Annotated in this window: 9 protein-coding genes; 7 read left to right on the top strand and 2 right to left on the bottom strand. The window is 52.1% G+C overall.

Translation table 11 applies throughout. The features are described from left to right. Positions 1 to 158 precede the first annotated feature (158 nt). Entirely contained in the window at positions 159 to 974 is an 816-nt protein-coding gene (locus ELY33_RS17570; RefSeq protein ID WP_126949202.1) for an outer membrane protein assembly factor BamD, read from the bottom strand. Between the two features lie 198 nt (positions 975 to 1,172). Here ELY33_RS17570 and rluD point away from each other — a divergent pair, with 198 nt between their 5' ends. The 5 genes from rluD (at position 1,173) to ilvN (ending at position 8,349) form a co-directional block, all read left to right on the top strand. After that, the gene (rluD, locus tag ELY33_RS17565) at positions 1,173 to 2,132 is read left to right on the top strand and encodes a 23S rRNA pseudouridine(1911/1915/1917) synthase RluD (RefSeq protein ID WP_126949201.1); all 960 of its coding nucleotides are present in this window, start codon (positions 1,173 to 1,175) and stop codon (positions 2,130 to 2,132) included. Next, positions 2,129 to 2,884 (top strand): peptidoglycan editing factor PgeF, encoded by a 756-nt coding sequence (gene pgeF, locus ELY33_RS17560; RefSeq protein WP_126949200.1) that lies wholly within the window; start codon positions 2,129 to 2,131, stop codon positions 2,882 to 2,884. Before rluD ends, pgeF begins: the two co-directional genes overlap by 4 nt. A 155-nt stretch (positions 2,885 to 3,039) precedes the next feature. After that, positions 3,040 to 5,634 (top strand): ATP-dependent chaperone ClpB, encoded by a 2,595-nt coding sequence (clpB, locus tag ELY33_RS17555; protein ID WP_126949199.1) that lies wholly within the window; start codon positions 3,040 to 3,042, stop codon positions 5,632 to 5,634. A gap of 499 nt (positions 5,635 to 6,133) precedes the next feature. Further along, the gene (locus tag ELY33_RS17550; protein ID WP_126949229.1) at positions 6,134 to 7,858 is read left to right on the top strand and encodes an acetolactate synthase 3 large subunit; all 1,725 of its coding nucleotides are present in this window, start codon (positions 6,134 to 6,136) and stop codon (positions 7,856 to 7,858) included. Then, on the top strand, positions 7,858 to 8,349 hold the full coding sequence (ilvN, locus tag ELY33_RS17545) for an acetolactate synthase small subunit (protein ID WP_126949198.1): 492 nt from the start codon (positions 7,858 to 7,860) through the stop codon (positions 8,347 to 8,349). Before ELY33_RS17550 ends, ilvN begins: the two co-directional genes overlap by 1 nt. Positions 8,350 to 8,491: 142 nt before the next feature. Here the strand turns inward: ilvN and ilvY are convergent, their stop codons facing one another. Next, positions 8,492 to 9,379 (bottom strand): HTH-type transcriptional activator IlvY, encoded by an 888-nt coding sequence (gene ilvY / locus ELY33_RS17540; protein WP_126949197.1) that lies wholly within the window; start codon positions 9,377 to 9,379, stop codon positions 8,492 to 8,494. Positions 9,380 to 9,617: 238 nt separating this feature from the next. Here ilvY and ilvC point away from each other — a divergent pair, with 238 nt between their 5' ends. Both ilvC and pssA read left to right on the top strand, forming a co-directional pair. Then, positions 9,618 to 10,634, top strand: coding sequence for a ketol-acid reductoisomerase (gene ilvC / locus ELY33_RS17535; protein WP_126949196.1), 1,017 nt, complete (start codon positions 9,618 to 9,620; stop codon positions 10,632 to 10,634). A 152-nt stretch (positions 10,635 to 10,786) separates the two neighbouring features. Continuing rightward, a complete protein-coding gene (gene pssA / locus ELY33_RS17530) occupies positions 10,787 to 11,743 on the top strand; it encodes a CDP-diacylglycerol--serine O-phosphatidyltransferase (RefSeq protein WP_126949195.1) in 957 nt (318 codons plus the stop codon). The last annotated feature ends 241 nt before the right edge of the window (positions 11,744 to 11,984 follow it).

Raw genomic sequence — 11,984 nt, 5'->3', positions numbered from 1 at the left:
AATGTTTGTACAACTTATTTCAGCCTGATTGGTTTTAAATTTGTTAACGTTGTGTAAGTAAAAATAGTTTGTAGAGGACACAAAAAACCACGCCGAGGCGTGGTTTTTATGAACGTTTTGTGCGGATTTATGGGGTGCTCTGTTACCAGAGATAGCTATTAATTCTTCGCGTTACCATGCTTCGGCACAAAACGACTGCCGCGCAGTTGCTCGTGGTCTGGGGCATTTTCACGCAACACAACAAGCACTTCATTGGCACGATCATTCATGCCAAGCCCTTGGTAGCCTTCTACCATGGTTGCCAGCGCGTCACGCGTAGCGTTGGACTCAGGGTAGTTTTCAATCACCCAACGGCCTCGTTCAACGGCGGCCAGAAAGGCGCCACGACGCAGGTAGTAGTCGGCAACATGGAGTTCGTGGCGTGCCAGCAGCTCGCGCAGATAAACAATGCGTTGCTGGGCATCCGGTGCATGCTCGCTTTGCGGGAAACGCTGAATTAACTCGCGGAAATCGTTGTAAGCATCCCGTGAAGCACCCAAATCGCGCTTGGAAATATCAATCAAGCGCAGACGCTCAAGGCTAAATCGACCTGCTTGCCAGGCAGAAAGGCCACGTAGATAGTAGGCATAATCTGCTTGTGGGTGGTCAGGGTGCAAGCGAATGAATCGGCTTGCAGCGGCGCGCGCCTCTTCCCAATTGTTGTTCTCGTAATAGGCGTAAATCAGCTCAAGCTGAGCTTGTTCGGCGTGAGGGCCAAACGGGTAACGGGTATCAAGTGCTTCTAGTCGCTCAATGGCAATCGGAAAACGGTCGCTATCTAGCGCAGTGCGCGCAAGTTCATAGAGTTCACGTTCTTGTACACCCGCAAATTCATCATCCTCTTCGGGTGTGGATTTATTACTGGCACAGCCTGCCAAAAGGGCAAGACTCAAGGCTAGAACGCCAAAGCGGTTGGCAGCGGAAAAAGCGCGCATCATCATCCTCGTTGCAAACAAGCCTCAATCACCGAAAAGCGACGATGGCCATAAGTAGAAATGGTAGAATAGATAGCAGTTCGCCCACTATAAATCACCTAGACGCAAAACGCAGGCTTAGCGACACTCCATTGCCGCTTGAAACGTTAAGCAGCATAAAATAGTGACAGCACCGTTTGCGTCTTAAAGAGGTTGTTCATGTCTCGTATTGTTGAAGCCACGCAGCGGGTACCCGCGACATTAGCTGGCGCGCGTTTAGACCAAGCCGCCGCTGAGTTGTTCAGCGATTATTCCCGCGAACGTCTGAAAGCGTGGATCAACGCTGGTGAACTCACTGTCGACGGCGCTACCGTAAAGCCGAAGGCCAAGCTGCACGGCCATGAACTATTAGCGCTAAAAGCGACTATCGAAGACGATACGCGTTTTGAGCCCCAAGATATTCCGCTCGAAATCGTTTATGAAGACGACGCGGTGATGGTTATCAATAAAGCCGCTGGCATGGTTGTTCATCCCGCCGCGGGCAACCCTGACGGCACATTGTTGAATGCGCTACTGCATCATCATCCCGCGCTGGCAGAAGTGCCGCGGGCAGGAATAGTGCATCGCCTGGATAAAGACACCACTGGGTTGATGATGGTGGCAAAAACATTGCCCGCACAAACCACGTTGGTTGAGCAACTACAGGCACGCAGTGTTTCTCGTCAGTATGATGCGGTGGTGATTGGTAAGCCCGTATCGGGTAGCACCATCGATGCACCCATCGGTCGGCACCCTAAAGACCGCAAGCGACAAGCGGTCACGGCCTCTGGAAAGCCGGCAGTGACTCACTTTCGGGTAGTTGAGCGTTTTCGCGCCCACACCCATGTGCGTTGCCAGCTGGAAACCGGGCGCACCCATCAAATTCGTGTTCATATGGCCCATGCCCGCTACCCGCTGATTGGCGATCCGCTCTATAGTGGTCGTGCCAAATTGCCGCCGGGAGCTGCCGCGCCCTTAAAAGAGATTTTGCGTGAATTTCCGCGCCAGGCACTGCATGCTCGAAAGCTCAGTTTTATCCATCCTGTGAGTGAAGAAGCACTGACTTTTCATGCCGACTTGCCCGATGATTTACTGATGTTGTTGGACTACTTGCGCGAAGATAGTGAGACCATGAGATGAGCGACGCGATTGATCTAAAGCCCACACTGCTGTTACCTGACTGGCCCGCTCCCGCGAATGTGCGGGCGTTCGTGACCACTCGGGAAACAGGGCCTAGCCAAGATGATTTTGCAGCTTTCAATCCAGCGACCCATGTAGGCGATAACGCTGATCATGTGGCGTTGTGTCGGCGTTTGCTGCATAAAGAAATTGGCGATGATCGCCCACTGCTGTGGCTAAACCAAACCCATGGCGCACGCGTCCAGCAGGCGTATCAAGATGATATGCCGGAAGCTGACGCCTCGGTTGCTAACAATAACGATTATGCCTGCGTGGTGTTAACCGCAGACTGTTTGCCAGTCCTGTTCTGTCATCGCCAAGGCACCCAGGTAGCGGTTGCCCACGCGGGTTGGCGTGGGCTAGCGGGCGGCGTGTTAGAAGCTACCGTTGCCGCTATGAACTGCGATCCAGACGAACTTTTGGTATGGCTAGGGCCGGCTATTTCAAATGCTCAGTTTGAGGTCGGGCCAGAAGTGTACGGTGCATTTGTGGCGGTGCACCCTGAAGCCGTCGATGCGTTCGATCACAGCCCCTACCGTCTTGGCCACTATATGGCGGATCTTTACCGCTTGGCGCGCTTTCGTTTAGAGGCGCTTGGGGTCCACCATATTAGCGGCGGCCACTTCTGCACTGCCTGCGAATCGCGCTTTTACTCTCACCGCCGAGACAATGGCAACACCGGACGCATGGCAAGTGTGATCTGGATCAATTAAGTAGCATTATTCTTGTAAGCTTGTTACAGACGCCTCTTGAAATGCATGGAACTGACGCCATTTAACTTGTCAAGCTAAACATTTTTAGCACGTTAAAGACACGTTATTGGGAAACACCGTGGGTCCAAACGCACGGCACCCCCAGGAGGAATTCCATGCGATTCGATAAATTTACTGCCAAGTTGCAAGCCGCTATTTCTGAGGCACAATCCCTTGCGGTTGGGCACGGCCATAATCAGCTTGATCCAGCCCACTTACTACTCGCGCTGCTTGATACTAAAGATACCGGCATCAAAGCCCTGGTCGAAAAAGCCGAAGGCAGTAGTTCGCGCCTACGCGACGGTTTACTGAAGCAGCTAGATGACTTACCTAAAGTAAGCCAGTTCGACGGTGATGTTCAGCCATCTCGCGATCTCATCAAGCTATTTAACTTAACTGACCGGGAAGCACAGAAGCGCGGCGACCAGTTCATTGCAAGTGAATTGGTGCTCTTGGCGGCATTGGAAATGAACAGCGCGATCACCAAGTTGATGAAAGAGGCCGGGCTAAGCCGAAAAGGTCTGGAAGCCACAATCAACAGCGTACGCGGTGGTGCTAAGGTCGATGATCCCAATGCAGAAGATCAGCGTGAAGCGCTTAATAAATACACCATGGACCTTACCCAGCGTGCGTTAGATGGCAAGCTGGATCCTGTGATTGGCCGCGATGATGAAATTCGTCGTACGATCCAGGTGCTGCAACGCCGGACCAAAAATAACCCGGTGTTGATTGGTGAGCCAGGGGTGGGTAAAACCGCCATTGTCGAAGGCTTGGCGCAGCGTATTGTTAATGGCGAAGTGCCCGAAGGTTTGAAAGAGAAGCGCGTGCTCTCGCTGGATATGGGCTCTCTGCTGGCGGGCGCTAAATTTCGTGGCGAATTTGAAGAGCGCTTAAAAGCCGTGCTTAAAGAGCTTTCCGAAGAAGAGGGGCGGGTCATCTTGTTTATCGATGAGCTGCACACCATGGTGGGCGCGGGTAAAGCTGAAGGCGCGATGGATGCAGGTAATATGCTTAAACCTGCGCTAGCGCGTGGCGAGTTGCACTGTGTGGGCGCAACCACGTTGGATGAGTATCGCAAATACATTGAAAAAGACGCCGCATTGGAGCGTCGTTTCCAGAAAGTGCTTGTTGATGAGCCCTCCGAAGAGGATACGGTAGCCATTCTACGCGGCTTAAAAGAGCGTTATGAAGTTCACCATGGTGTGGATATTACCGACTCAGCGATCATTGCGGCAGCGAAGCTTTCTACCCGCTACATCTCTGATCGACAGTTGCCCGATAAAGCCATCGATTTGATTGACGAGGCAGCGTCACGTATTCGGATGGAATTAGACTCCAAGCCCGAAGAGATGGATCGGCTGGATCGTCGTTTAATCCAGCTAAAGATGGAGCGCGAAGCGCTTAAGAAAGAGACTGACGAGGCTACTAAGAAGCGTCTTGAAGCGCTGAATAATCAGATTCACGAGCTAGAGCGTGAATACGCTGACTTGGACGAAATCTGGAAGGCTGAGAAAGCCAGTATTCAGGGCGCCGCACAATTTAAGGCTGATTTGGAGCAGGCCCGCCTAGATTTAGAGCAGGCGCGTCGCCAGGGCGATTTAGGGCGTATGTCGGAAATCCAGTACGGTAAAATTCCGGCGCTGGAGAAGAAAATTAGCGAAGCGGGCGAAGGCGAGGCGGATACAGCCAGCCATCAGTTGCTGCGCTCTAACGTCACCGAAGAAGAGATTGCCGAGGTGGTTTCCCGCTGGACCGGCATTCCAGTCTCCAAAATGTTGGAAGGCGAGCGGGACAAGCTGCTGCGCATGGAAGAGGCGTTGCATGAGCGGGTGATTGGTCAGCATGAAGCCGTAGAAGCAGTGGCGAACGCCGTGCGCCGCTCGCGGGCAGGGCTTTCTGACCCCAATCGACCCAACGGCTCATTCCTGTTCCTCGGCCCAACCGGGGTGGGTAAAACAGAGCTATGTAAGTCGCTGGCTAACTTCTTGTTCGATACCGAAGAAGCGATGGTGCGTATCGATATGTCGGAGTTCATGGAGAAGCACTCCGTGGCTCGCTTGATTGGTGCACCCCCGGGTTATGTGGGTTATGAAGAGGGTGGCTACTTGACCGAAGCGGTGCGTCGTAAGCCCTACTCAGTGCTGTTGCTGGACGAAGTGGAAAAGGCGCATCCGGATGTGTTCAATATCCTGCTGCAAGTGTTGGAAGATGGCCGCTTGACCGACGGCCAGGGACGTACGGTGGATTTCCGTAATACGGTGATCGTGATGACCTCTAACATGGGCTCTGACATCATCCAGCGTATGGGTGCAGACGCGAGCGGTGATCAAGACAGTGATTACGAATCGATGAAAAATGCGGTGATGGAGGTGGTGGGTAATCACTTCCGGCCTGAGCTTATTAACCGTATTGATGAGGTGGTGGTATTCCACGCCCTTGGCCAAGAACAAATTCAGGCGATTGCCGGCATTCAGTTGGAGCGTTTGAAAGTTCGCTTAGCTGAACATGATTTGAGCCTGGAGATAAGCGATGACGCGATGGCGCAGTTGGCGGTTGTCGGTTTCGATCCGGTGTACGGTGCAAGGCCGTTGAAGCGGGCGATCCAGAGCCGCATCGAGAATCCATTGTCTCAAGACCTGCTGGCGGGCAAGTATGCCCCGGGTGACACCATTCATATCAGCGCGAGTGAAGGCAAGTTGGTGTTTGGGTAATCCATACGTGGGCAATCAACAGGCCTGTATCGTCAATAAACCTGCGCAATGAAATAGGGCAAAAGCCTCGTTAGCTATGCTAGCGGGGCTTTTTTAATGGCTTACTGCAACGTTTGTTGCGTTTGTTTTGATCGGAGGTTGACAGGCTGCGGGCGCTAATGGAATCTTGTGGGTTCCTGATTTGCGGGCGCGGAACCAACGGGCAACCCCTAATCCCCGCGCGAAGGGTAGGCAAACGCCTTTACCCGCCGAAGGACTTCCGGGCTTGGGCTAACCGCCCGACCTGGCCAACGCCCCGACACGGCAAACCGTCGTGTAAGGAAAACGCTGGTGTATTTCATAATATGTCAGTGCTTCCGATGAGAGTGCAGGCCCTAACCGGGCCATATGCCAGGGTTTGGCATCAGGTGCCGGCATGGGCCGGCAGCGGCATACCGCCGCACTCGACACCGCAGGATGTCCTGCGGATCGCACTCGAGACCTCCAGGGGAGAAACACAGTGGAACTGCTTTCCGGCGCAGATATGATCGCCCGCTTCTTGCAGGATGAGGGCGTTGAATACATTTATGGTTATCCCGGCGGCGCGGCGCTGCATATTTATGATGCGCTATTCCGTCAGGATAAAGTGAAGCACATTCTTGTGCGTCACGAACAGGCAGCAACTCACGCAGCAGATGGCTATGCCCGTGCAGCGGGCAAGCCAGGCGTGGTGCTCGTTACCTCCGGTCCTGGTGCTACCAATGCGGTCACCGGCATTGCGACGGCCTATATGGATTCGATTCCTATGGTTGTGCTATGCGGTCAGGTAATGAGCCACCTGATTGGTGATGATGCCTTCCAGGAAACCGATATTGTGGGTGTGACTCGCCCTATCGTGAAGCACAGCTTCTCAATTCGGCATCCGTCTGAAATTCCAGAGGTGCTGAAAAAAGCCTTCTATCTTGCGGCGACTGGCCGTCCAGGTCCGGTAGTGGTCGATATCCCGAAAGATATGACCGCACCGACCGAACGCTACGAGTACATCTATCCGAAAAAGATTAAGATGCGCTCCTATAACCCGGTTACCCGGGGTCATGCCGGTCAAATTAAAAAAGCCGTTGAGCTGATGCTGAAAGCCAAGCGTCCGGTGTTCTATACCGGCGGTGGCGTGGTAACTGGCAAGGCAAGCGAAGGGTTGACCGATTTGGTCAAGCAGTTAGGCTTCCCCATTACCACAACGCTGATGGGCATTGGCTCTTACCCGCAGAGTGACCGGCAGTGTCTGGGCTGGTTGGGAATGCACGGCTCGTATGAATCCAATATGGCCATGCACCATGCGGACTTGATTATTGCCATTGGCGCGCGTTTTGATGACCGAGTGACCAACAACACGTCGAAATTCTGCCCCACGGCAAAAATCATTCACGTGGATGTGGACCCAAGCTCGATATCTAAAACTGTCCGTGCAGATGTGCCTATCGTAGGCCCAGCATCTAGTGTCGTTAATGAAATGATCAGCCTGGTTCAAGGTCAGTCAATTTCGCAGCCTGAAGCGCTGGCCGAGTGGTGGCAAAAGATTGATGGCTGGCGTGCTGAGCGTGAAGGCAAGCTATACGAGCCCTCTAAACCAGGCGAAGTGTTGAAGCCTCAGGAAGTTGTCGAAGCGCTGTGCCGTGTTACGCGCGGTGAAGCCTATGTGACGACAGATGTTGGTCAGCACCAGATGTTTGCTGCTCAGTACTACAAGTTTGAAAAGCCTAACCGTCTGATCACGTCGGGTGGGTTGGGCACCATGGGCTTTGGCTTCCCGGCCGCGATGGGTATCAAGCAGAACTTCCCGGATGAAGATGTCGTGTGCGTGACGGGGGAAGGTAGCTTTCAGATGATGATGCAGGAACTTTCCACCTGTAAGCAGTACGGCGTGGGCGTCAAGATTGTAAACCTCAACAACGCGTCGCTTGGCATGGTGAGGCAGTGGCAGGATTTGAACTATAAATCCCGCCACGCGCAGTCTTACATGGAGTCACTGCCGGACTTCCACATGCTTATTGAGGCTTACGGATTTACTGCGATCACCGTGAATACCCTTGATGAGTTGGAGCCGGCGCTAGAGCGTGCCTTTGCCAATAAACATGAGCTGGTGTTCCTGGATGTGAAGGTCGATCCTTTCGAGCACGTCTATCCGATGCAGGTGCCGCTGGGTGCCATGCGTGACATGCTGCTGTCTAAAACGGAGCGTACCTGATGCGTCATATCATCTCGATTCTGATGGAAAACGAACCGGGTGCGCTGTCACGTGTGGTCGGGCTGTTCTCCCAGCGTAACTTCAACATTGAAACGCTTAACGTTGCACCGACTGAAGATCCGTCGCTTTCACGTCTAACCGTGACCACCGTGGGTGATGACCGGGTGATTGAGCAAATCACCAAGCATCTCAATAAGCTGATTGATGTGGTCAAACTGGTTGACTTGACGGAAGGTAACCACATTGAGCGTGAACTGATGCTGGTGAAAGTAAAAGCGCTAGGCGCCGCCCGTGATGAAGTGAAGCGCACGGTAGATATCTTCCGCGCGCAGATCGTCGACGTGACACCTAGTCTTTATACCGTTCAGATTACCGGTGACGCCACTAAGCTAGATGCATTTCTACAGGCCATGGCGCCGGTAGGCATTCTCGAAGTGGCGCGTACCGGAGTATCCGGCATCGCTCGCGGCGATAAAGTACTGTCGCTGTAAACGCAGCCTGCTAGACGAGTAAGAGCTTAAGAAAGTGCTTAAGAAAGTACTTAAGAGAGTACTTAAGAAGGTGCTTAAAAAAGCCGTTAAGAAAGCCGCCTTTACATTAGGCGGCTTTTTTTATGGCGTTTTTTAATGCGCGTTAACGCGGCGTCACGGTTGCCCAAAACGCATCAATCATCGGGTTTTTAAGTCGTCGATTAAGTACGCAAAGCCCGACATCGTAGTGGGGTAGCTCGGGTTTTACGTTGAGCACTTGCACGCGCTCGGCCAGTGGGCTGTTATCTAACACGATTTTTGGGACGACACCCACGCCAAATCCCAGCCCTACCATGCTCACAATCGCTTCGTGTCCAGCCACTTGGGCATAAATGCGTGGCGTGATGCCCATCGCTTTAAACCAAGTGTTGGCATACTCCCTTGAAAGCCCTGCCTCTGAAAGAATCATCGGGACATGACGCCATTGCTCGGCGGTAGAACTTTCCGGCTGATTGGGTAGCCAATCGTGGGCTTCTCTAGGGGCAATAAACAGTAGCGGCGAGCGGGTAAGCGATTTAAATGCGAGTGCGTTGGGTGGAATCCGCGGGCGTGGGGTAATGGCCATATCGTCTGCGCCTTCCAGTACCCGCGACATGGCATCGGCGGGGTCACCGGTATGTAGCTTTAGTTCGATACCTGGGTGTCGGGTACGCACATCGCTTAATAGTTCATAGAGAAAGCTATAGCTCGCGGTGACTGAGCAGTAAATGCTTATTTCACCGCGTAGCTGCGCCACCGTGGCGGCTAGTGTTCGCTTCTGCATTTCCCACTGCTCTAAAGTCTCCTTTGCATAGTGCTGAAACGCTAATCCTTGGAGGGTTAACGTGACATGGCGATTGTCGCGCTCAAATAACCGCGTGCCTAGCTCGGCCTCAACTTGTTGAATTGATCGACTTAATGTGGACGGACTAATATGACAAAGCTCGCTTGCGCGACCAAAGTGCAGTGTCTCAGCCAGTGTCACCACATGTTTTAACAAGCGAAAATCCATAGTAATCCCAGTATCAAGACCAACAGTAAACCCAGTGTTAAGGCTATTGTTTCACAATCAGAAATAGTGTGTTGCAAATATAGCGTTTTACGCAATGGTGGCAGTGGCGTACAGTGGCATCAATGCCATAGCCCAGTGCTGCAAAAGACGGCACGGGTGGCCATCAACGCTGATAGCTATATAAATTATTTCTATATAACGATCATTTTTTGATCAAATTCGATTTTGGAGTTTCACTATGCACGTTTACTACGATAAAGATTGCGATCTGTCCCTTATTCAAGCCAAAAAAGTCACTATCGTTGGCTATGGTTCGCAAGGCCATGCCCATGCGAATAACTTGAAAGAATCTGGCGTCGACGTCACCGTTGCGCTGCGCAAAGGTTCCTCTTCTGCCGCCAAAGCAGAAGCCGCAGGCCTGAAAGTGGCAAGCGTTCCGGAAGCATGCAAAACCGCTGACGTTGTCATGATTCTGGCGCCGGATGAGAACCAAAAAGCGATTTATGAGCAGGAAATAGAGCCGAACTTGAAAGAAGGCGCGACCTTAGCCTTCGCTCACGGCTTCAATATCCACTACAACCAAATCGAGCCGCGCAAAGATCTTGATGTCATCATGATCGCTCCGAAAGCGCCGGGTCACACGGTGCGCTCAGAGTTTGTTAAAGGCGGCGGTATTCCAGACTTGATCGCTATCCATCAGGATGCGTCTGGTAATGCTAAAGAACTAGCGCTTTCCTACGCGGCAGGTGTTGGCGGTGGCCGCAGCGGCATCATCGAAACTACTTTCAAAGATGAGACCGAAACAGATCTGTTTGGCGAGCAAGCGGTTCTGTGTGGTGGCGCGGTTGAGTTGGTCAAAGCTGGCTTTGAAACGCTGACGGAAGCAGGCTATGCCCCAGAGATGGCTTATTTTGAGTGTCTGCATGAGCTTAAATTGATTGTTGACCTGATGTATGAAGGCGGCATTGCCAACATGAATTACTCCATCTCCAATAATGCGGAGTATGGCGAGTACGTTACTGGCCCCGAGGTGATTAACGATGAGTCTCGTGCAGCAATGCGCAACGCACTCAAGCGCATTCAAACGGGTGAGTATGCCAAAATGTTCATCCAGGAAGGCAACACTAACTACCCGTCTATGACAGCACGCCGTCGCCTGAATGCTGAGCACGAAATCGAGCTAGTAGGCGCTAAACTACGTGGCATGATGCCGTGGATTGCCGCAAACCAGTTGGTTGATAAATCAAAAAACTAAGCGGTTAACATGCTGGTGCATTAGTTAGAGCCTCGGGGCGCGCATTGTCGCGCCCCGAGGCGTTTGCGTTGTTTGCTGGCTGAGTTAGCCTCACCGTGTAGAATGGAACGAGATCACTGTTCTTGTGACTTTACTTTAAACGGAAGATATTTATGACTCAGGATGCTCGCGATCAAGAGCGTAAACAGGCCCCTCAGGCAGGGTCTCAAGACGGCCTGAAGCCGGAAGATAGTGGTGCAGGAGAGCAAGGTGGCCAAGGTGACACCAGTCACGAAAATGCAAACTATGACAACGCAAGTAGTGGCAGTGTGAGTAATGGCAATGTAAGTAATGAAGATCTTGCTACCGTTTTCTTGCGCGAAACAGAAGTAGTTGAAGAAGCAGTGGAGGACGGTAAGAAAGTTCGTCGCAAAGGCATTTATCTACTGCCCAATTTGTTTACTACGTCTGCATTGTTTTCGGGGTTCTTCGCGGTGGTGGCGGGTATCAACGGCGAATTTACCTCAGCAGCAGTGGCAATTTTTATCGCTATGGTGCTCGACGGGCTTGATGGTCGCGTTGCCCGTATGACCAATACGCAAAGCGAGTTTGGTGCAGAGTACGATAGCCTTGCTGACATGATTTCGTTCGGTATGGCGCCTGCATTGGTTGCCTTTACCTGGATTTTGCAAGACATTGGCAAAACAGGCTGGGTCGTTGCATTTCTTTATGTCGCTTGTGCTGCACTGCGCCTTGCGCGCTTCAATGTGCAGATTGGCAGTACGGATAAGAAATGGTTTATCGGCTTGCCAAGCCCATCCGCTGCTGCTTTAGTGGCTGCGAGTGTATGGACCTTCCATAGCTTTGATGCAGATGCGTTAGGTTTTAAGCTGCTTATGCTGTTTGTGGTGGGTGCTGCGGGTGTGCTCATGGTTAGCAACATTCGTTATTACAGCTTTAAAGATCTCGATTTCAAAAAGCCTGTGCCCTTTGTTGTACTTCTGGCGGTAGTGCTAGGCTTCGTAATGATCTCTGTTGAACCTTCTGTGATGTTGCTACTGCTTTTTGGTGCTTATGTGTGTTCAGGTCCTGTATTAGCCGTTATGCGTAAAGCCAAACCTAAAAGTTAAGATATATTCACGACTTTCTTCTAAAACCACTTGCCAACGCGGCAGCGAATCCGTAGAGTACGCATCCGCTGCCGGGGACGCACAGCGTTACCAGCGGCGTTTATTTGTCAGTTCAAAGGTGGAAACCTTTGGTTTGTCAGAGGGTTAGAAATACGGTTGTGGGCTACAAGCTTCGCTCGCTTCGTTAATTTTCTCGCTCCCTTCACTAAAACAGTGATTGACAAACACCAGGAAATGCGTA

Source organism: Vreelandella andesensis, assembly GCF_003989795.1.
GTDB lineage: Bacteria > Pseudomonadota > Gammaproteobacteria > Pseudomonadales > Halomonadaceae > Vreelandella > Vreelandella andesensis.
Note: the sequence above shows the minus strand (reverse complement) of the source record. Positions and strands in the feature narration are given on the sequence as shown.

What these genes read in the sequence shown, in the direction of transcription:
- ELY33_RS17570 (WP_126949202.1), bottom strand. Translation starts at nt 974, where the DNA reads ATGCGCGCTTTTTCCGCTGCCAACCGCTTTGGCGTTCTAGCCTTGAGT.
- rluD (WP_126949201.1), top strand. Translation starts at nt 1,173, where the DNA reads ATGTCTCGTATTGTTGAAGCCACGCAGCGGGTACCCGCGACATTAGCT.
- pgeF (WP_126949200.1), top strand. Translation starts at nt 2,129, where the DNA reads ATGAGCGACGCGATTGATCTAAAGCCCACACTGCTGTTACCTGACTGG.
- clpB (WP_126949199.1), top strand. Translation starts at nt 3,040, where the DNA reads ATGCGATTCGATAAATTTACTGCCAAGTTGCAAGCCGCTATTTCTGAG.
- ilvN (WP_126949198.1), top strand. Translation starts at nt 7,858, where the DNA reads ATGCGTCATATCATCTCGATTCTGATGGAAAACGAACCGGGTGCGCTG.
- ilvY (WP_126949197.1), bottom strand. Translation starts at nt 9,379, where the DNA reads ATGGATTTTCGCTTGTTAAAACATGTGGTGACACTGGCTGAGACACTG.
- ilvC (WP_126949196.1), top strand. Translation starts at nt 9,618, where the DNA reads ATGCACGTTTACTACGATAAAGATTGCGATCTGTCCCTTATTCAAGCC.
- pssA (WP_126949195.1), top strand. Translation starts at nt 10,787, where the DNA reads ATGACTCAGGATGCTCGCGATCAAGAGCGTAAACAGGCCCCTCAGGCA.